At 69.9% G+C, this 20,022-nt stretch carries 20 protein-coding genes; 12 read left to right on the forward strand and 8 right to left on the reverse strand.

The features are described 5' to 3' along the window. Window positions 1-33: 33 nt before the first annotated feature. Both EV193_RS18005 and EV193_RS18010 read right to left on the reverse strand, forming a co-directional pair. Window positions 34-483: an SH3 domain-containing protein gene (locus EV193_RS18005; RefSeq protein ID WP_130345278.1), complete on the reverse strand. Its 450-nt coding sequence runs from the start codon at window positions 481-483 to the stop codon at window positions 34-36. 75 nt (window positions 484-558) lie between these two features. After that, window positions 559-2,820, reverse strand: a complete 2,262-nt coding sequence (locus EV193_RS18010; protein ID WP_130345279.1) for a (Fe-S)-binding protein — start codon at window positions 2,818-2,820, stop codon at window positions 559-561. 105 nt (window positions 2,821-2,925) lie between these two features. Between EV193_RS18010 and EV193_RS18015 the strand changes: the two genes are divergently transcribed. From EV193_RS18015 to EV193_RS18050, 8 genes are all read left to right on the forward strand, one after another. Then, a complete protein-coding gene (locus EV193_RS18015; protein WP_130345280.1) occupies window positions 2,926-3,252 on the forward strand; it encodes a DMT family transporter in 327 nt (108 codons plus the stop codon). Then, window positions 3,249-3,824 carry a TetR/AcrR family transcriptional regulator gene (locus tag EV193_RS18020; RefSeq protein WP_130345399.1) on the forward strand — a complete coding sequence of 192 codons (576 nt, stop codon included), beginning with the start codon at window positions 3,249-3,251 and terminating at the stop codon, window positions 3,822-3,824. The genes EV193_RS18015 and EV193_RS18020 overlap by 4 nt, the downstream gene beginning before the upstream one ends. Window positions 3,825-3,854: 30 nt before the next feature. After that, on the forward strand, window positions 3,855-4,451 hold the full coding sequence (locus EV193_RS18025; RefSeq protein WP_130345281.1) for a hypothetical protein: 597 nt from the start codon (window positions 3,855-3,857) through the stop codon (window positions 4,449-4,451). 140 nt (window positions 4,452-4,591) lie between these two features. After that, entirely contained in the window at window positions 4,592-5,374 is a 783-nt protein-coding gene (locus EV193_RS18030) for a DUF4097 family beta strand repeat-containing protein (protein WP_165401392.1), read from the forward strand. 191 nt (window positions 5,375-5,565) lie between these two features. Beyond that, entirely contained in the window at window positions 5,566-7,449 is a 1,884-nt protein-coding gene (gene dnaK / locus EV193_RS18035; RefSeq protein ID WP_130345283.1) for a molecular chaperone DnaK, read from the forward strand. Window positions 7,450-7,451: 2 nt separating this feature from the next. Continuing rightward, window positions 7,452-8,201: a nucleotide exchange factor GrpE gene (gene grpE / locus EV193_RS18040; protein ID WP_207222700.1), complete on the forward strand. Its 750-nt coding sequence runs from the start codon at window positions 7,452-7,454 to the stop codon at window positions 8,199-8,201. Between the two features lie 19 nt (window positions 8,202-8,220). Further along, window positions 8,221-9,390 (forward strand): molecular chaperone DnaJ, encoded by a 1,170-nt coding sequence (gene dnaJ / locus EV193_RS18045; RefSeq protein WP_130345284.1) that lies wholly within the window; start codon window positions 8,221-8,223, stop codon window positions 9,388-9,390. A 5-nt stretch (window positions 9,391-9,395) separates the two neighbouring features. After that, on the forward strand, window positions 9,396-9,839 hold the full coding sequence (locus EV193_RS18050) for a heat shock protein transcriptional repressor HspR (protein ID WP_130345285.1): 444 nt from the start codon (window positions 9,396-9,398) through the stop codon (window positions 9,837-9,839). Between the two features lie 25 nt (window positions 9,840-9,864). Here the strand turns inward: EV193_RS18050 and EV193_RS34135 are convergent, their stop codons facing one another. The 4 genes from EV193_RS34135 to EV193_RS18070 are packed head-to-tail and all read right to left on the reverse strand — an operon-like array spanning window position 9,865 to window position 12,350. Next, window positions 9,865-10,080 (reverse strand): hypothetical protein, encoded by a 216-nt coding sequence (locus EV193_RS34135; protein WP_242613472.1) that lies wholly within the window; start codon window positions 10,078-10,080, stop codon window positions 9,865-9,867. A gap of 52 nt (window positions 10,081-10,132) precedes the next feature. After that, window positions 10,133-10,432: a TetR family transcriptional regulator C-terminal domain-containing protein gene (locus tag EV193_RS18060; RefSeq protein ID WP_130345286.1), complete on the reverse strand. Its 300-nt coding sequence runs from the start codon at window positions 10,430-10,432 to the stop codon at window positions 10,133-10,135. Between the two features lie 35 nt (window positions 10,433-10,467). Then, window positions 10,468-11,175, reverse strand: a complete 708-nt coding sequence (locus EV193_RS18065; RefSeq protein ID WP_130345287.1) for a dienelactone hydrolase family protein — start codon at window positions 11,173-11,175, stop codon at window positions 10,468-10,470. Window positions 11,176-11,177: 2 nt separating this feature from the next. Further along, window positions 11,178-12,350 (reverse strand): FAD-binding oxidoreductase, encoded by a 1,173-nt coding sequence (locus EV193_RS18070; protein ID WP_207222687.1) that lies wholly within the window; start codon window positions 12,348-12,350, stop codon window positions 11,178-11,180. Window positions 12,351-12,575: 225 nt separating this feature from the next. Here EV193_RS18070 and EV193_RS18075 point away from each other — a divergent pair, with 225 nt between their 5' ends. From EV193_RS18075 to clpB, 3 genes are all read left to right on the forward strand, one after another. After that, window positions 12,576-13,382, forward strand: a complete 807-nt coding sequence (locus tag EV193_RS18075; RefSeq protein WP_242613473.1) for a pyridoxamine 5'-phosphate oxidase family protein — start codon at window positions 12,576-12,578, stop codon at window positions 13,380-13,382. Between the two features lie 208 nt (window positions 13,383-13,590). Next, window positions 13,591-14,244, forward strand: coding sequence for a PIN domain-containing protein (locus EV193_RS18080; RefSeq protein ID WP_130345289.1), 654 nt, complete (start codon window positions 13,591-13,593; stop codon window positions 14,242-14,244). Window positions 14,245-14,364: 120 nt separating this feature from the next. Then, a complete protein-coding gene (gene clpB / locus EV193_RS18085; protein WP_130345290.1) occupies window positions 14,365-16,950 on the forward strand; it encodes an ATP-dependent chaperone ClpB in 2,586 nt (861 codons plus the stop codon). Here the strand turns inward: clpB and EV193_RS18090 are convergent, their stop codons facing one another. Then, window positions 16,951-18,117 (reverse strand): outer membrane protein assembly factor BamB family protein, encoded by a 1,167-nt coding sequence (locus EV193_RS18090; RefSeq protein ID WP_165401393.1) that lies wholly within the window; start codon window positions 18,115-18,117, stop codon window positions 16,951-16,953. 322 nt (window positions 18,118-18,439) lie between these two features. On the opposite strand from EV193_RS18090, the gene EV193_RS33380 reads away from it, so the two are divergent. After that, entirely contained in the window at window positions 18,440-18,799 is a 360-nt protein-coding gene (locus EV193_RS33380; protein WP_165401394.1) for a hypothetical protein, read from the forward strand. Here the strand turns inward: EV193_RS33380 and EV193_RS18100 are convergent. Beyond that, window positions 18,729-20,000 carry a WD40 repeat domain-containing protein gene (locus EV193_RS18100; protein ID WP_130345293.1) on the reverse strand — a complete coding sequence of 424 codons (1,272 nt, stop codon included), beginning with the start codon at window positions 19,998-20,000 and terminating at the stop codon, window positions 18,729-18,731. The genes EV193_RS33380 and EV193_RS18100 overlap by 71 nt on opposite strands. Window positions 20,001-20,022 lie beyond the last annotated feature (22 nt).

The following is a 20,022-nucleotide window of genomic DNA, read 5'->3' on the forward strand; positions in this document are numbered from 1 at the left end:
CGACCCACCCGGGTCGCGCCCCCTTTCATCACGTCAGCCCTTGTAGCAGGTGCCCGGAATCAGGTCCAGGTACTTCGCGTAGACCCAGCCCACCTGCGGGACGGAGTCGTGATATCCGACCTTGTAGCCGTTCATGTTCTCGCCGTATACGCCCTTGAACCACTGGCCCTTGTACAGGAGGCCGACCCTTGGCGAGCCCTTCTTCGGGTCCTCGCGCACGGCGACCCCGTCCGCGGTGACCCGGTACTTGCAATACGTGCGCTCGACCCTGGAGCTGATCCGAGGATCGGCCGCCATCGCGGCGGGGTGTCGCTCGTTGGGGTTGATCTCGACCGGCGCGGTCTCCACCGCGCTCGCGCCGATCGGGCCGCTCTCGTCGGCCTCGGTCGGGGCCGCGGTCGCCGTCGGGCCCGCCAGCAACGACACGGCCGTCGCCACCGCCGCGGCGGAACCGCCGATGGCCGCAATGATTCGCTTCTTCAACGTTCTCGTCCCCTGTGTGTTCGGATACGGGCAGCCGTGATCGACCGCCCCGACACAGGATCACCGAGGGCGCTTTCAGTTCTCTTTCACGAGTTCGGTGCTCGCCGGAACGTCCGGCTGATCGTCCACAGCGGACTCCTCGGGCTTCTCGGCCGCGTCGGTCTTGCCGCGCCGCACCGCGGTCAGCAGCAGTTGCGCCACGTCCACCACCTCGACGTGCTCGCCGGCGACGCCGTCGTTCTGCCGCTGGGTCACGCCGTCGGTCAGCATCACGCGGCAGAACGGGCAACCGGTGGCGATCTTGGACGGCGCGGTGCCCAGCGCCTCGTCCACCCGATCGACGTTGATCCGCTTGCCGATCCGCTCCTCCATCCACATGCGCGCGCCGCCCGCACCACAGCACATCGAGCGATCACCGTGCCGCGGCATCTCGCGCAGCGTGGCACCGGACGCGCCGACCAACTCACGCGGCGCCTCGTACACCTTGTTGTGCCGGCCGAGGTAGCACGGGTCGTGGTAGGTCACGTCCTCGGTGACCGGCGCGACCGGGGTGAGCCGCCTTTCGCGCACCAGCTTGTTCAGCAACTGCGTGTGGTGCACGACCTCGTAGTCCCCGCCGAGCTGCGGGTACTCGTTGGCGATCGAGTTGAAGCAGTGCGCGCAGGTCACCACGATCTTGCGCTTGCCGACCGGCACGTCCTCGAACACCGAGTTGAGCACCTCGACGTTCTGCTGGGCCAGCATCTGGAACAGGAACTCGTTGCCGGCGCGGCGTGCCGGGTCGCCGGTGCAGGTCTCCTCCGGCCCGAGCACGCAGTACTTCACCTCGGCGGTGTGCAGCAGTTCGGCCACCGCGCGGGTGGTCTTCTTCGCGCGGTCCTCGAACGCGCCGGCGCAGCCGACCCAGAACAGGTACTCGGTGTCGCCGAGTTCACCGTCGAACACCGGCACCTCGAAGTCCAGGTCCTCGGTCCACTGGAGACGGTCCTTGGCGTTCTGGCCCCACGGATTGCCTTTGTTTTCGAGATTCTTGAACATCCCGCCCAACTCGGTCGGGAAGTTCGACTCGATCAGCACCTGGTACCGCCGCATGTCGACGATGTGGTCGACGTGCTCGATGTCCACCGGGCACTGCTCGACGCACGCGCCGCACGAGGTGCACGACCAGAGCACGTCCGGGTCGATCACGCCGCCGGCAGCACCATCCGAGCCGACCAGCGCGCGCTCGGACTCGGCGATCGCCAGCACGTCGATGCCGGCGTACATGTTCTCGCCGGACAGCCCGACCTCGTCGCCGGCCATGTCCCGGCTGCCGCCGGCGAGCAGGTACGGCGCCTTGGCGTACGCGTGATCACGAAGTTGGGTGATCAAAAGCTTGGGGGACAACGGTTTGCCGGTGTTCCACGCGGGGCACTGGGACTGGCAGCGGCCGCACTCGGTGCAGGTCGAGAAGTCGAGCCAGCCCTTCCAGGAGAAGTCCTCGATTTTGCCGGCGCCGAAGACGTCCTTCTCCGGATCGGCCTCCTCGAAGTCCAGCGGCTTGCCGCCGGACATCATCGGCCTCACCGCGCCGAGCGCGACCCCGCCGTCCGCCTCGCGCTTGAAATAGATGTTGAAGAACGCGGAGAACCGGTGCCACGCCACGCCCATGGTCATGTTCCTGGCGACCACGTACACCCAGACCATCGCCATCATCAGCTTGGCGAACGCGAAGATCGACACCAGCGCGCCGCTGGCCGGCAGCAGATCGCCGAGCGGGTTGGTCACGAACGCCGCCCAGGTCGGCACCTCGTGCGCGCCGAGTGCCGCCTTGGCCGCGCGCACGCCGAGGATGCCGATGCCCTCCAGGATCACCACGGCCTCGACGAAGTACGCCTGCTTCATGTTCGAGCCCTGGAACCGGGACTGCCGGTCGGCGCGCCTCGGATGGTTGCGCTGGCGGATGATCGCCAGTGCCACGCCGCCGACGACGGTGGCCACGCCGAGCAGCTCCATCAGCAGGTGCCACAGCGCCCAGTGGTCCAGGATCGGCCAGCCCCAGGTCGGCACGAACACCTCGCCGTAGGCCTCGAACAGCGCGGCGGAGCCGATCAGGAAGCCCCACATCACCAGCCAGTGCGCCCACGCGACGTGGCGGAACTTGCTCATCCGCGTGTGGGCGGCGAACTCCTTGATCATCGTGGTCATTCGCGCCACGAATGGACCGTTACGGGTGGAGTCGGGCTGCCCGAGCCGGATCGTGCGGACGAACCGCGCGATCGTGCGTACGAACATGCCCCAGGCGACGGCACTGATCGCGACGGCGGTCAGTCCGAGCGTGAGCTGCAAGGCACCCATGCGAGTGTTATTACTCGCCGGTAACCGGGCTTGGCCACCCCTAACGACCCAAGTGTGGCGAACGCCCCACAACTATCTGAACGATCGTCCCGGTAGTCTCACAGCATGGTCTCACTCCTGATCCTCGCGGCCGCGATCGCCGCCGAGGTCACCGCCACCATCTCGTTGAAGCTGTCCGACGGCTTCAGCAAGCTGGTGCCGTCCGTGCTCGTGGTGATCGGCTACGGCATCGCCTTCGCCGCACTCGCCGTGCTGCTCAAGCGCGGTTTTCCGGTCGGCGTGGCCTACGGCGTGTGGGCCGCCGTCGGGGTCGCGCTGGTCGCGATCATCGGCGCGCTGTTCCTGAACGAGAGCTTCACCTGGACCATGGGCGCCGGCGTGGTGCTCGTGATCGCCGGCGTGCTACTGCTCGAACTCGGCAGGCAACACTGACCCGGCCACGCGTCGACGGCCGCAAGGCGCGCGGCGAGCGCAGGCGGGCGGAGATCGTCGAGGCGACGCTGCGGGTGATCGAGCGGGACGGCGTCGCCGGGGTCACGCACCGCACGGTCGCCGCCGAGGCCGGTGTCCCGACCACGTCGACCACCTACCACTTCGCCACCCTGGACGACCTGCTGTCCGGCGCGCTGGTGTGGTCGGCCGAGCAGTGCGCCTCCGAGGTGTACTGGATGATCGATCGCGCGCGCACCAAGGGCAGCCGGGGCGTCAACGAGCTGGCCGAGCTGCTCGCCGACTGGCTCGGCCCGCGACGCCGGCGGGCGATCGCCGAGTACGAGCTGTACCTGCTGGCCGCGCGCCGGCCCGAGCTGCGGCCCGCCGCCCGGCGCTGGCTGGACGTGCTCACCAGCATGGTGCGCCAACCGGGTGACGAGTCCGGCGTCCAGTTGCGCACCTACCTCGCCGGTGTGGACGGGTTGCTGATGCAGGGGCTGATCGACGACGAGCCGCCGACCGCCGAGCAACTGCGGCCGGTGGTGCGGTTCATGTTCCGCGATCTCGGCTGAGCGGCCTCCGTGTCGGCTATGGTGGCTTTAATGTTCACTGCGGAAAGCACTTCCTGGCAGCTGCGCCGCGGCACCGACCACGCCACCGACATGGCGCTGTGGCTGCGTGACTCACTCGCACTGTCGGTGGACACCTCGCCCTACGTCCCGTCGCTGGACCCCTCGGTCCCCGTCCACGTTCCGTCCACTGTGGACAGAGCGGCTGTCCAGCGGGAGTGGCCCGGGTGGTGGGACGACGTGCTGCGGAACGCGGCGGCCGAGGGTCCGTCCGACCTGCGAGCGCGGCATGACGACTACCCCACGACGGAGACCTCGCCCCTGCTCGCCGACCGCCCCGCGATCCGGTCGGCGCTGCCGGCGACCCGTGAGTCGTTCGGGCGGTACACCATGACCGTGCCGCGCCGCGAGCCGCGGCGCGGCCTGCTGATCACGGAGCTGGTGGCCGAGCTCGAAGCCGAGCTGGGGCGCCGGGCGAATCCGTTCCGGCTCGTGATCACCGAGGTTCGAGTCGACGGTTTCCTGTGGGAGCGGCTCGCCGACGATCACCTGCTGGCGTCCGTTCAGTGGATCGAGGACGAGTCCTTCGTGCGGCGGGAGCTCGGCCCGGTCATCCGGGAACTCGCCTGACGTCCCGCTACTCGGCCCACCAGCCTCCGCCTCGGGTAGGGGGTCAAGCCCAGGGACACATCGGGGACAACCCTCATGCGCGCCGCGCGCCGTGACTCGTAGCGTTCAGCCAGACGGTTGAACTGATGCGAGGAGTGGGCATGTCTTGGCGACGGGTCGCGGTCGGAGTACTCGCCGTGGGGGCGAGCGCGCTTGTGCTGGCCGGGTGCGACACGGCGCCGTGGGAGCGCAAGAACGCGTCCGACGACGTGTCCACCAGCTCCCCGATCAGCAAGCTGCGGGTGGCCAACGGCTCGGGCACGGTCGACGTGAAGGTCGGCGACATCCCGAACGCCACCGTGCACCGGGAGATCCAGTTCAACGGCGACAAGCCCGGCCACACGCACCGGGTCGAGGGTGACACGCTCGTGCTCGACCCGTGCGGGCAGAACGACTGCGAGATCGACTACACGATCGTGGTCCCGCGCGGCACGACGGTCACCGGGCACACCGGCTCCGGGCGGTTCCTGGTGACCGGGCTCGCCGCCGCGACGGTCAAGACCGGCGCGGGGGAAATCGCCGTGCGCGACGTGCCCGGCGAGGTGCGGGCGACCACCGGCTCGGGCCGCGTCGCGCTGTGGAACACCGGCGCGTCGGTCGCCGCCGAGACCGGTTCCGGCGACATCACCGGCACCGGCCTGCGCGGCGCGACGGCGGTGAAGTCCGGCTCCGGGGCGATCCGGCTGACCACGACCGCCGTCACCGACGTGAATGCGGACACCGGATCGGGCGACGTCGAGGTGACCGTGCCGCAGGGCCAGTACCGGGTGCGCACGCGCACCGGCAGCGGTGACAACCGCGTGAGCGTTCCTGACGTGCCGACCGCACAGCAGCAGATCGACGTTCGCACGCAGAGCGGCAACCTGACCGTGCGACACGGCTGACCAGGCCGGGAACACCGGAGACGGTTCGCACGTTGAGCCCGATGCAAAGGTTGAGCAGGAGCGACTCAAGTTCGGTTTGACGACTCGGCGGGGCCGAGGGCAAACTTGCGTCGCATTCGCTCAACACCCCGCGCGGACCTGGCCGGACAGGCTCCAGGAGCGCACCCACACAGGACTACAGGAGGAACCTCATGGCGCGAGCGGTCGGTATCGACCTTGGCACGACCAACTCGGTCGTCGCCGTTCTCGAGGGTGGCGAGCCGACAGTGATCGCCAACTCCGAGGGATCGCGGACCACACCGTCGATCGTGGCCTTCGCCAAGAACGGCGAGGTGCTCGTCGGTCAGCCGGCGAAGAACCAGGCCGTGACCAACGTCGACCGCACCATCCGGTCGGTCAAGCGGCACATGGGCGAGAGCTGGAAGACGCCGGACGTCGACGGCAAGACCTACACCGCGCAGGAGATCAGCGCGCGCGTGCTGCAGAAGCTCAAGCGCGACGCGGAGGCCTACCTCGGCGAGCCGATCACCGACGCGGTGATCACCGTGCCCGCGTACTTCGAGGACGCGCAGCGCCAGGCCACCAAGGAGGCCGGCCAGGTCGCCGGCCTGAACGTGCTGCGGATCGTGAACGAGCCGACCGCGGCGGCGCTGGCCTACGGCCTGGACAAGGGCGAGAAGGAGCAGACGATCCTGGTCTTCGACCTCGGCGGCGGCACGTTCGACGTGTCCCTGCTGGAGATCGGCGACGGCGTCGTGGAGGTGCGCGCCACCTCCGGTGACAACCATCTCGGCGGCGACGACTGGGACCAGCGGATCGTCGACTGGCTGGTGGAGAAGTTCAAGTCTTCCAGCGGCATCGACCTGACCAAGGACAAGATGGCGCTGCAGCGCATCCGCGAGGCGGCGGAGAAGGCCAAGATCGAGCTGTCCAGCTCGAACAGCGCCAACATCAACCTGCCGTACATCACGGTCGACGGGGACAAGAACCCGCTGTTCCTGGACGAGAACCTGACCCGTGCGGAGTTCCAGCGGATCACCTCCGACCTGCTCGACCGCGCCCGCCAGCCGTTCAACAACGTGATCAAGGACGCCAGCATCTCGGTGGCCGACATCGACCACGTGGTGATGGTCGGCGGCTCCACCCGGATGCCCGCGGTCACCGAGCTGGTCAAGGAGCTGACCGGCGGCAAGGAGCCGAACAAGGGCGTCAACCCGGACGAGGTCGTCGCCGTCGGCGCCGCGCTGCAGGCCGGCGTGCTCAAGGGTGAGGTCAAGGACGTCCTGCTGCTCGACGTGACCCCGCTGTCGCTGGGCATCGAGACCAAGGGCGGCGTGTTCACCAAGCTGATCGAGCGCAACACCACGATCCCGACCAAGCGCTCGGAGATCTTCTCCACCGCGGACGACGGCCAGACCACGGTCGGCATCCAGGTGTTCCAGGGTGAGCGCGAGATCGCCGTGCACAACAAGAAGCTGGGCACCTTCGACCTGACCGGCATCCCGCCGGCACCCCGTGGCGTGCCGCAGATCGAGGTCACCTTCGACATCGACGCGAACGGCATCGTGCACGTCAACGCGAAGGACCTGGGCACCGGCAAGGAGCAGTCGATGACCATCACGGGCGGCTCGGCGCTGCCCAAGGACGACATCGACCGCATGGTCAAGGACGCCGAGGCGCACGCCGAGGAGGACAAGAAGCGCCGCGAGGAGGCCGAGGTCCGCAACCAGGCCGAGACGCTCGTCTACCAGACGGAGAAGTTCGTCAAGGAGAACGACGAGAAGATCCCGGCCGAGGCCAAGGACAAGGTCAACGCGGCGATCACCGAGGCCCAGGAGTCCTTGAAGGGCACCGACATCCCGGCGATCAAGGCGGCGATGGAGAAGCTGGCCACCGAGTCCCAGGCCATGGGTTCGGCGCTGTACGCCAACACCGGTGCGGCCGCCGGCGCCGAGGGTGCCGGAGCCGACGCGGGCGGCGCGCCCGGCGGCGAGTCCACTTCGGACAGTGCCAAGGACGGCAAGGCCGAGGACGTCGTGGACGCCGAGATCGTCGACGAGGACGAGAAGAAGTGACGATTCCCGGGCAAGGCAGCGAACACGGACACGACCAACAGGGCGGAGAGGAGCCGCGAGTCGTCGTGCGCGACCGTCGCAAGATCGATCCGCAGACCGGCCAGGTCCGGCCGACGCCCGAGCCGACGCCGGCCGAGCCCGCGCAGCCGGCCGGCGCCGCGCCCGAGGTGGCGGCACCCGACGACGAGTTGCGCACGCAGCTCGACGAGCGGACGGCCGACCTGCAGCGGCTGACCGCGGAGTACGCCAACTACCGCAAGCGGGTCGACCGCGACCGGGAGGGCGTGATCACCGCGGCCAAGGCGCAGGTGGCGACCGAACTGCTGAGCGTGCTCGACGACATCGAGCGCGCCGAGCAGCACGGCGACCTCACCGGCGCGTTCAAGTCGGTGGCCGACAAGCTGGGCAACTCGCTGCAGCGGGCCGGGCTCGAACCGTTCGGCCACGAGGGCGAGCCGTTCGACCCGTCGGTGCACGAGGCGGTCCAGCACAACACCTCGTCCGAAGTGGACGGTCCGACGGTGACCGGCGTGCTGCGCCGCGGCTACCGGTTCGGCGACCGGGTGGTGCGCGCCGCGCTGGTCGCGGTGACCGACCACGAGCCGGAGGCGCCAGTGGTGGTCGAGGCGGAGGAGCCGCTGGTCCAGGCGGCCCCCGCCACGCCGACCGAGCCGGTCCCCGCCGAGGAGGCGGCCGACTGGTTCCAGCCGGCGCCGGAGCAGGATCCGAGCGCCACGACGAAGAACGAGTGACCGGGAGGGGAGGCGTCCGATGAGTGCGAGGGACTGGATCGACAAGGACTTCTATCGCGAGTTGGGCGTCTCCTCCGACGCCGGCGACGCGGACATCAAGAAGGCCTACCGCAAGCTCGCCCGCGAGTTGCACCCGGACGCCAACCCGGGCGACACGCAGGCCGAGGCGCGGTTCAAGGCCGTGTCCGAGGCCTACGGCGTGCTCGGCGACCCGGACAAGCGCAAGCAGTACGACGAGTCGCGCAGGCTGTTCGGCTCCGGCGGGCTCGGCGGCGGAGGCCTCGGCGGGGGCGGGTTCGACTTCGGCGACCTGTTCTCCGGCGGCGCGCAGCAGCAGACCAGCGGCGGGTTCGGCGGTATCAGCGACATCCTCGGCGGACTGTTCCGCCGGGGCACCGGTGGCGGCCCCACGGAGGCCCGCCCGAAGCGCGGTGCGGACGTCGAGACCGAGGTGCGCATCGACTTCATGGAGGCGGTGCGCGGCGCGACGGTCCCGCTGCGGCTGTCCGCGCCGGCGAAGTGCGGCACCTGTCACGGGTCCGGCGCGAAACCCGGCACCACGCCGCGCACCTGCGCGAGCTGTGGCGGGGTCGGCCTGGTCAGCCGCAGTCAGGGCGCGTTCTCGTTCAGCGAGCCGTGCCGCGACTGCCGGGGCACCGGGCGGATCATCGACGACCCGTGCCCGGAATGTGCCGGCGCGGGCGTGAGCACCAAGACGCGCACGCTGACCGTGCGGATCCCGGCCGGGGTCGCCGACGAGGCCAAGATCCGGCTCGCCGAGCAGGGCGAGCCCGGCCAGCAGGGTGGGCACGCGGGTGACCTCTACGTGCGGGTGCACGTGACGCCGCACCCGGTGTTCGGCCGCACCGGCGCCGACCTGACCGTGACCGTGCCGGTGACCTTCCCCGAGTTGGCGCTGGGCACCACGCTCACCGTGCCGACGCTGGACGGCCAGGTGTCGCTGAAGGTGCCGCCGGGCACGTCGACCGGGCGCGTGCTTCGGGTGCGCGGCAAGGGAATCGCCAAGCGCGACGGCACGACCGGCGACCTGCTGGTGACCCTGCAGGTGGCGGTGCCGGCCAACATGGACGACGAGGCGAAGGCGGCGCTGGAGGCCTACGTGAAGGCCACCGAGAAGCACGATCCGCGGCCGGATCTGACCGCGATGCTCAAGCGGGACGGGAGGTAGTCGCGATGGTGGGCCTGCCAGGCATGCCACCGGGCGCGAACGAGGAGACCCCGGTGTTCGTGATCTCGGTCGCCGCGCGGCTGTCCGGCATGCACGCGCAGACCCTGCGCAGCTACGACCGCCAGGGTCTGGTGTCGCCCGGCCGCACGCCGGGTGGTGGCCGGCGGTACTCGGTGCGCGACATCGCGCTGCTGCGCGAGGTGCAGCGACTGTCCCAGTCCGACGGGGTGAACCTGGCCGGGATCAAGCGGATCATCGAGCTGGAGAACCAGGTCGACGCGCTGCGCTCCCGGGTGGCCGAGTTGACCGAGGAGCTGGCCGCCGTGCACGCCGCCGCCGAGCAGTCCGCCGCGGCGATCCACCGCTCCTACCGGCACGAGCTGGTTCCCTTCCGCCAGGAGACCGCGCTCGTCGTGTGGAAGCCGCCGAATCGCGGGCCTCGGCGCTGACTGTCCACTGTGGACTTTCATGCGGTCAAGCGGCGGCCTCGTGCTCATGATCGTGCCAAGCAACCGCAGCTACAGCGAAACCGCACTTGCCGGGGAACACAACAATACTGGGGAATTTCGGGGAGGCGGGCGAGCACACCCGCGAGTTGAGTACCGGTGCGCCCAGCATGCCGACCGCGAACCCGGAGATCAGCAGCCCGGCGAGCATCAGCTCGGAGGTGCCCTGGGCGAAGATCGCCACACCCAGGATGTAGACCGCCAGTGGAATCGAGATTTCTCCAGTTTTGAACTGATCAGTACATAATGCGTGTCAGCTCGCGCGGCGTTCGGTCGTTCGTGATCTCGCCGGAGCGCTGGGCGGCGGCGATCGCGGTGCTCAGCGCGGCCAACCGGTCGCGGGTGTCCCGTGCGAGCAGGGCGGCCACCTCCGGGTCGCGCGGACTGAGTTCGATCATGGTGTTCACGGCCAGGCAGCCGCCGGGATCACGGACCACCTCCTCGGCGACCAGTTGCTGAAAGATCGCCTTCAGCTTGTCCCGCAACGGTTTCGGGCCGTCCAGCAGTTCGAACATCGCGGTGTTGCGCTGAACCATGTAGTGCCGCAACGCCTTGGTAACAGGTTTTGGACTCAGCGATCCAAAACGAGATGGTCACCGAAGAAGTCCATCACCCGCCGCCACGCGTCCTCGCTCGACTCGTGGTGGTAGGCGAAGCCGGCGACCTTGAGCAGCACGTTGAACGGCCCGCCCGGAAGCCGGTTGGCGAAACTGTGCGCCGCGTCCGGGTACTCCTTGACGTCGTGCGGAGTTCCCTGCTCAGTGAGCTTGCGCTCGAGCGTGTCCGCCGCGCCGCGCAGCATCGGGTCCTTGCGGCCGAAGCTCGCCACCATCGGGCAGGAGCCGTCCAGCACGGACAGATCGCGCGGCATGACCCCGTAGTACGGCGCCGCCGCGTCGAACCCGCGCGTCGCCGCGACCAGGGCGAACCCGCCGCCGAGGCAGAACCCGACCACGCCGACCTTGCCGGTGCAGTCGTCCCGGTCGGCCAAGAGCGATCGGGCCGCGTCCACGTCCTCGAACGTCCGGCCCTTCGCGGCGAGGAGATCGCGGAACACCGAGCGGATGCACCGCACCAGCCCGCCGCGCGAGTACAGGTTCACCGCGAGCGCCAGATAGCCGGCCGTGGCGAACCGGTCGGCGTGCGCCCGCGCGTCCTCGGTCAGGCCGGACACGTCCGGAACGATCACCACCGCCGGGTACGGCCCGTCGCCGGAGACCGACGGCACCGGCCGCGCGAGATAGCCCTCGATCACACCGTCGGCGACCGGAATGTCCATGATCAGTCCAAGGTGAACGGGTCGTAGGTGATCCGGTCCAGCGGCGTGCCGGCGACCAGCATCCGGGACACCGTCGAACGGATCATCGCCGGCGAGCCGGCCACCAGCACCTGCCGGTCGGCCCACGCGCCGTAGCGGGTGACCACGTCGGCCAGCGTGCCGTGCTCCATGCCCGGATCGTCGGACTCGGTGACCGGCACGACGGTCAGCCACGGGTTGGTCGACGCGATCCGCTGCAGGTGGTCGAGGTCGTACAGGTCCTCGCGGGTGCGGCCGCCGTAGAACAGGTGCACCCGGGGGTTCTCGCCCCACCGCGCCAGCCCGTCGATGATCGACCGCATCGGCGCGACCCCGGTACCGCCGGCGACCATCACCACGTCGTCGTCGGCCTCGCGGTCCACCGTCATGCGACCCATCGGCGGCCCGAGCCGCCACATGTCGCCGGCCTGGATGTGCGACACGATCGCGCGGCTGACCCAGCCGCCCTCCACGGCGCGCACGTGGAACTCGAGCACGCCGTCCTCGTCCGGCGCGTTGGCCGGCGTGTAGTACCGCCACAGCCTCGGCCGCTGCGGGATCTCCACACTCAGGTACTGCCCGGCCCGGTACGGCACGGGGTAGTCGGTGTGCACCCGCACGACGGCCAGGTCCCAGCCGATCTTCTCGTGCTCCACGACCGACGCCGGCCACCACGCCGGGCCGTCGTCCGCGGCGGCCGCCTCGAGCATCGCGCGCGCCATGATCGTGTACGCCTCGGCCCAGGCGCGCTCGATGTCGTCGGTCCACGCGTCGCCGGCGAACCGCTTGATCGCCGCGATCAACGCCATGCCGACCGCCTCGTAGTGGGCGGTGACCACGCCGAACTTGCGGTGGTCACGCCCGAGCTGACGCAGGAACGGCACCAGGTCGTCGGGCCGGTCGACCATCTGCACGATGTGCACGAGCGCCCGTAACAAACGGGACCGCTGCACCTGCATGTTGGCCGGAAAAAGCTCGCGCGCGTCCGGCGCTAGGCTGAACAGCATCCCGTAGAAGAACCGCGCGACCGCCTCGGCATGTGGTTCGACCGCGGCGAAGCTCTCCCGCACGAGCCGGACCAGCGTGGCGACGGCCTCGGGCGGCTCGGCGGCATGCGGCGACTCGGGGATGGGGCTCACAACGGCATCAGCGGTCATTGTCGGGCTTCTGACTCCACCTCTTCGGGCGCCACTTCGACGCCACGTTACTCAAAGCCTCCATCCCCCGACAGGGTGGACATTAGACGCATTCTATTTTCGTGTCCCCCTTGATGACACGTTCGTGTGTTCTTAGCTAACACAGAGTTACAAAGTTTCCTACGAATGGGCGACCTCTACCAGCGAAGATGCGAACAGCACCCGATCCGTGACACGGTGTCGCGCGTGTCCCAGACACCGACACCGACCGGTACCGCAAGTCCAGACCTGCTGCTACTCGAGCTCGCGGATGCTCCCCCGGCTCCGCCACCACCCGTTCGGGCACCGGCTCAGGGCAGGCGCGAACCCGTCGGGCCACCGCGTGACCTGATCGACCCGCTGGCCGACGACGCGACGCCGCTGCCCGGCTCGCGCGGCGAGCACCTGCTGCAGTGCGCCTACGGCACCCGCGACCGCGCGCGGAAGTTCTACGACGACCAGGTACTCGATCGGCTGAACGAGACGATGGTGGAGTTCGTCGGGCGGATGGAGATGGCGTTCGTCTCCACGGCCGACGCCGCCGGCGAGTGCGACGCCTCGCTGCGCGCCGGGCCGGCCGGGTTCCTCCAGGTGCTCGACGAGCGGCACATCGCCTACCCGGAGTACCGCGGCAACGGCGTGCTGGCGAGCCTCGGCAACATCAGCGAGAACCCGCATGTCGGGATCCTGATGCTGGACTTCGTGCGGGACCTGATCGGCCTGCACGTGAACGGCCGCGCGCGGATCGTGGAGGACGCCGACCTGCGCGTCGACCATCCCGGGCTGCCCGCCGACGGCGCTCGAGGGCGCACCCCGGAGCGCTGGGTGGTGGTCGAGGTGGAAGAGGCCTACATCCACTGCCGCAAGCACATCCCGCGGATGCAGCCGGTGCCGCGCTCGCGCGACTGGGGCACCGACGACGTGAAGCGCAAGGGCGGCGACTACTTCGAGGCCAAGGGCACCCCGCGCCCCTGGCACGAGACGGCGGTCGGTGTCTCTCGGCCGTCCGAGTGAGCTAGTCGGTGACCTTCTGTCGTTGTGGAGAGCCTTGTTCACGCCCCTGTGGATAGAGTCCTGGGGATTGTGGATAACTCCGGGTGACTGTGGACAACCCGCTGGTCCGTCCGGGTGAGCACCCGATCGGTTACCCAGGGGTCGCATCAGGGGAACTCTCCCGGTTCTCCCCGATGTGTCCGCCGAGTGTCACCGACAGCCTGGACACATGGCGAAGAATTCACGGCGCTGGCGGCAGTTGACCGTGGCGCTGCACGTGATCACCTCGCTCGGCTGGATGGGACAGGCGCTGGCACTGGCCAGCCTGCTCAGCGTGGCGATGAGCACGGCGGACCCCGACACACGCGTGGCGGCCACCTCGATGGCGCACCACCTCGACCTGAGCGTGCTCGCCGTGCTGGCCAACGCCTCCGCCTTCACCGGGATCATGCTGGCCGCGAGCACCTCGTGGGGTTTCTTCCGGCACCGCTGGGTGTGGATCAAGTTCGGGCTGACGCTCGTCCAGTTGTACGCGGGGATCTTCCTGCTCTCCGACGCCCTGGACGACGCGACGGCCGCGGCGCGGGACGTCCAGGCCGCGCCGCCGGTCGCGCTGGTGATCGGCACCGCCGCGATGGTCGGTGCGCTGGCGTTCCAGACCTGGCTGTCGGTGGCCAAGCCGGGCCGGGCGGCTCCGGGCAGGGCGAAGCCGCCGACCGCCTCGGAGCGCACGTTCGCCGTGACGGCCGTCGTCGTGCTGGCCGACATCGTGCTGAGCGTGCTCCTCGGCAATCCCGCGCCGCTGTTCTCCCTGGTCACCATCGCGGTCCGGCTGGGGTCGCGCACCCGCGAACTGCGCGGTCGGGTCCTCGTTCAGACTTGAGCGGAACAGACTCAACTTTTCGAACGTTATGCGATGTGACGGCCGGTGCGCCACGCTGAAGCGGGCGTGCCGGTCTGTCGCGCGGACACACGGATGGACCACAGGCGATGAGGGTGAGGGATGGACGCTTTCAATCCGACCACGAAGACACAGCAGGCGATCTCGTCGGCGGCACAGGCCGCCACGGTCGCCGGCAACCCGGACATCAAGCCGGGCCACCTGCTCGGCGCGCTGCTCGCTCAGGGTGACGGGCTCACCGCGCCGCTGCTGTCCGCGGTCGGCGCCGATCCCGGCGTGGTCGGCAAGGAGCTGGACCAGCTGGTCAACTCGCTGCCGGCGGCGACGGGCGCGACCGTGTCCGCGCCACAGTTCGACCCCGAGGCGGTGAAGGCGCTCACTCACGCGCAGAAGCTCGCCACCGAGATGGGTGACGAGTACGTGTCGACCGAGCACCTTCTGGTCGGGCTCGCCGCCGAAGGTGGACGGGTCGGCGACCTGCTGCGGCGGCACGGCGCCACGCCGGACGCGCTGCGCGAGGCGTTCACCAAGGTGCGCGGCTCCGCGCGGGTGTCCAGCCCCGACCCGGAGGGCACCTACCAGGCGCTGGAGAAGTACGGCGTCGACCTGACCGAGCGCGCGCGCAAGGGCGAGCTGGACCCGGTCATCGGCCGCGACGCCGAGATCCGCCGGGTCGTGCAGGTGCTGTCCCGGCGCACCAAGAACAACCCGGTGCTGATCGGCGAGCCGGGCGTCGGCAAGACCGCGATCGTGGAGGGGCTGGCCCAGCGGATCATCGCCGGCGACGTGCCGGAGTCGTTGCGCGGCAAGCGGGTCGTGGGCCTGGACCTCGGCGCGATGGTGGCCGGCGCGAAGTTCCGCGGCGAGTTCGAGGAGCGGCTCAAGGCCGTGCTCAAGGAGATCACCGAGTCGGCGGGGCAGGTGATCACCTTCATCGACGAGTTGCACACGATCGTGGGAGCCGGCGCGACCGGTGAGGGTGCGATGGACGCCGGCAACATGATCAAGCCGATGCTGGCCCGCGGCGAGCTGCGCATGGTCGGCGCCACCACGCTGGACGAGTACCGCGAGCACATCGAGAAGGACGCCGCGCTGGAGCGGCGCTTCCAGCAGGTACTCGTCGGTGAACCGTCCACAGAGGACACGATCGGCATTCTGCGCGGGCTCAAGGAGCGCTACGAGGTGCACCACGGCGTGCGCATCACCGACGCCGCCCTGGTCGCCGCCGCGACGCTGTCCGACCGCTACATCACCGCGCGCTTCCTGCCGGACAAGGCGATCGACCTGGTGGACGAGGCGGCCTCCCGGCTGCGTATGGAGATCGACTCCCGGCCCGTCGAGATCGACGAGGTCGAGCGGTCCGTGCGCCGGCTGGAGATCGAGGAGATGGCACTGTCCAAAGAGGACGATCCGGCGTCGAAGCAGCGGCTGGACGCGCTGCGCGAAGAGCTGGCCGAGAAGCGCGAGGCGCTGACCGGGCTGACCGCGCGCTGGCAGAACGAGAAGGGCTCGATCGAGAAGACCCGGGAACTCAAGGAGCAGCTCGAACAGCTCCGCGGCGAGTCCGAGCGGGCCGAGCGGGACGGCGATCTCGGCCGCGCCGCCGAGCTGCGCTACGGCCGGATTCCCGCGCTGGAGAAGGATCTCGAGGCCGCGAACGCCGCCGAGCGGGCCGACGACGTGATGCTCAAGGAGGAGGTCGGGCCGGACGATGTGGCCGACGTGGTCTCCGCCTGGACGGGCATTCCGGCCGGTCGGCTTCTGGAGGGCGAGACGGCGAAGCTGCTGCGCATGGAGGAGGCACTCGAGGCGCGGGTGATCGGGCAGGCCGAGGCCGTGCGCGTGGTGTCCGACGCGGTCCGGCGCACGCGTGCCGGGGTCGCCGATCCGGACCGGCCGACCGGTTCGTTCCTGTTCCTCGGGCCGACCGGCGTCGGCAAGACCGAGCTGGCCAAGGCGCTGGCCGAGTTCCTGTTCGACGACGAGCGGGCCATGATCCGCATCGACATGTCGGAGTACGCCGAGAAGCACTCGGTCGCGCGGCTGGTCGGCGCGCCGCCCGGGTACGTCGGCTACGACCAGGGCGGCCAGCTGACCGAGTCGGTGCGGCGGCGGCCGTACTCGGTGGTGCTGCTGGACGAGGTGGAGAAGGCGCATCCGGACGTGTTCGACGTGCTGCTGCAGGTGCTCGACGACGGTCGGCTGACCGACGGCCAGGGGCGCACGGTGGACTTCCGCAACACGATCCTGGTGCTCACCTCGAACCTCGGCTCGCAGGTGATCGCGGACGCCAACCTGGACGAGCGGCAGCGCACCGACGCGGTGATGTCGGTGGTGCAGCGGCACTTCAAGCCGGAGTTCCTGAACCGGCTCGACGACGTCGTGGTGTTCCACCAGCTCGCCACCGAGGAGCTGACGTCCATTGTGGACATTCAGGTGGAGCGGCTCGCGGCCCGGCTGGCCGGCCGCAGGCTCATCCTGGACGTCACGCCGTCGGCGCGCGACTGGTTGGCGCTCAACGGTTTCGACCCGGTGTACGGCGCGCGGCCGCTGCGCCGGCTGGTGGCCTCGGCGATCGGCGACCAGCTCGCCCGCAAGCTGCTGTCCGGTGACATCCGCGACGGGGACACGGTGCTGGTCGACATCACCGACGACAATTCGGCGCTGGACGTGACGCGCGCCGAATAGTCACCCGACGATCCGGTGCACCGCGTATCCGTCGTCGGTCGCGAAGATCGCGTTCTGCTCCGAGATCGCGACGAGGCGGCCGGGGGCCGGGCCGAGTTCGTTGGCCGCGCGATCCACCATCGCGCGGCCGGCGAAAATCCGGCCCTGCCAGACGCCGTGGAGCACCGGGGCCACCGTGTTCGCCGAGGTCTGGATCGCCCGCTCGTCCACCCGCAATGTCGACAACGTCACCTTGCCGGCGAGCAGGGTCACGCACGCGATCATCGTCTGGTCGGCCGCGCAGTCCGCGATCTGGGCGTCCCCGAAGCCGGTCAGCTCGGCACCGGTATTCGCTTGCAGGACAACGGCTTTCTGCTGGTGGTCGCCAGACCCGCTGAACACGGCGAGGACGGCGAGACCACCGGCGCTGGCCCGCGGTTCGGCGTTCGGGTACCGGGCCGTGAGGTCCCACCGCCGCGTTCCGGTGGCCAGGTCGAGCCCCACGATCGGCAGGCGCTTCGGTGCCTGACCGGTGTACGGGATCGGTACCGTGGCGAGGACCGTGTCGCCCACGATCCGGGTGGGCAGGACACCGTGCTGCTGCCAGCGCGTCGCACCGGTGGCGAGATCGACGGCGACCGTTCGCCGGTCCTCGGGCCGGGCGGGCTCGGACCGCAGGATTCCGACGACGGCGACGTGATCGTTCACGTCGGCGAGGCTCAGCGCGGCTGGGTCGTTGACGACTCGCCGCCCGTCCTTGCCGGTCGCCGGCAGGAGCGCGTTCTTCCACAGCACCCGGCCGTCCTTGCCGGACAGCGCAGCGATGCCGCGCTCCTCGCCCTTGTCGTACTTCACGATGACCGCATCGGCGTTCGCGCCGACCACGTGCAACGACACCGGCCCGAACGCCAGCGTCGCGCCGTCACCGCCGAGCAGCGAGCCTTCCCGTGCACGGTAACGCCAGTTCACCGCGCCGGTCTGGGTGTCGACGGCGGTCAGGGCCGGTTCGCTCTTGTGCGTGAACACCGCCACGGTGGTGCGGCCCCGAATGACCGCGCTCTCGACATTCGGCAGCGCGCCGGCGATCTTGTCCGTCCGCAGTGGAACACCGTCGAACTTGATCGGGGCCAGCGGTGCCGCCGCCGGCGGCGGTGTGTGCTGACCGGATCGGAGTCCGTGCCCGTGCAACCGGCGGCCGTGGCCATGGCCAGCACGACCACGGTGGCGGCGAGTCGGGTGCGCATGCGGCGTCCTTTCGTTGCCGGTGAGAGTCGCCGGCGCGCTGTCCGGTTCCCGCCGATGCGCGCGGGACCCCTCCCGGAATTGCCTCGCTAGTATTCGCGCGCTGTCGGGAGAACTGCGCACAGTCGGGGTGGAAATGGCGGCTCGATTCGCACGGCGAATGGCGATAACGGCATTCGTACTGGTTTCGGCGGTGGGCTGTGGCTCGTCCGGCGACGGCGCCGCGTCGTCGTCCAGCGCGCCGCCGCCGGTCACCATGTCGTCCGCGATGCCAAGCCAGACAACGACTTCCGTGCCACCGCCGCCGGTGGTGACGCCCAAGCCGAAGGTGCCGCTCCCGCCGACCGAGGACGGCTCGAACATCCGCGCGTGCTCGGACGGAGTCTGCGAGGTTCTGGTCGTCGGCCAGGCAAGCATCACGTTCACCAGAAACGTCGGCCTCGCCACGATGACGATCACGGTCGCGCCGGACGGCGTCGACTTCGGCGGGGTCAGCCCGTCCGGAACGGTGGTCAACGCGCGTGAGCAGCGGCCGGATCAGGGCGGTCCGTCGACCATCAACAAGATGACGATCGCGGTGGTCGCCATCGACGGAACGAGCGCGGTGATCCGGCTCGGCAAGGCGTGACACCGGCCAGCTCGCCCGTCTCCGGGTGCCACCGCGACGGGTGAAACCCGTCCAGCACAAGGGTTTTCTCGCCGGTGAGCGGATCCCACGCGGTGCTGCCGGACTCGTCCACCGAGTACAGCCGGTGCCCGTCGCTGAGCAGCCGGCCGCGTGGACCGGCGAAGCGCCGCACCTCGGCGCCGGTCGACACGTCGAAGATCCGCACGCCGTCGATCATGATCTCGTCGTCCGGTCCGATGCCGGTGATCGCGAGCGTGTGGTCGCCGAGCCAGCACATGCCGGTATTCCAGTGGTACCAGCGCTGACACAGCCACCGGCGGGTCGGGCCGTCCTCGGACTCCCACACGTTCTCGGTCAGCCAGCGCTCGGCGTTCCACGAGCAGGGCAGGCCGGCCGGGCTCCACGCCCAGCCGTCCGAGGCGAGCCACCGCCCGTCCGGCGAGGCACGCAGCGCGCCGTAGAAGTAGTCGAGGTGGTGCCGCTCGTGCTCGCGCGGGGTGAGCGGCTCGCCGGTCTCCGGGTCGGACAGGTCCACCCGGTTCCAGTCGGTGCCGTGCGCCACCACCTCGCGGCCACCGATCTCCAGGAAGGCCAACGGGAACGAGGTCTGCTCGACGTGCGCGGTGCCACGGTCCATCGAAAGGGTGACCTTGGCGGTGTGAAGGTTCACCACGACGCCCCGCTGGCCGTGGTCGGTGACCACGGCGGCGAACCTGCCGGACCGGCTCGCGTGCAGTGCGCCTCGCGGTGCGTGCTGCCCCCGGAACCCGGGCGGCTCGTCGAAGGCGACCGGCACCTCGATCTCGCGCGATCCGTCCACAGTGGACAGTCGAACCGGATTTTCCCGCAGCAGCAACCAATCCGAGCCGCACGGTGCGAGGTCGAGCACGTCGTCACGCACCGGCTCGTCGCGCACCGTCAGGTCGGCCGGCTCCAACCGCTCGGCCACTCCCGGCTCGCCGCGCCAGCCGAGCAGCTCGTCAAGGGTGCCGTCGGCGGTCACCCTGGAGACACAGCCCTCGCACACGGTGAGTAACTCCGGTGGCGTGGTCGCCGTATCGCAGTCCGGGCAGCGGAGATCGAACTCCAGCCCGTTCCCGGTGAGGTGTGCGTAGAACGGCGCCTCCTCGCGCCCGGCCAGGTGAGCGCACATCCGCCCGGTCCCCGCCAACGCGACGTGACCGCACGGGAGCGCCTCCATGCGCCCGAGTCTGACACGGTGC

Source organism: Herbihabitans rhizosphaerae, from assembly GCF_004216555.1.
Lineage (GTDB): Bacteria > Actinomycetota > Actinomycetes > Mycobacteriales > Pseudonocardiaceae > Herbihabitans > Herbihabitans rhizosphaerae.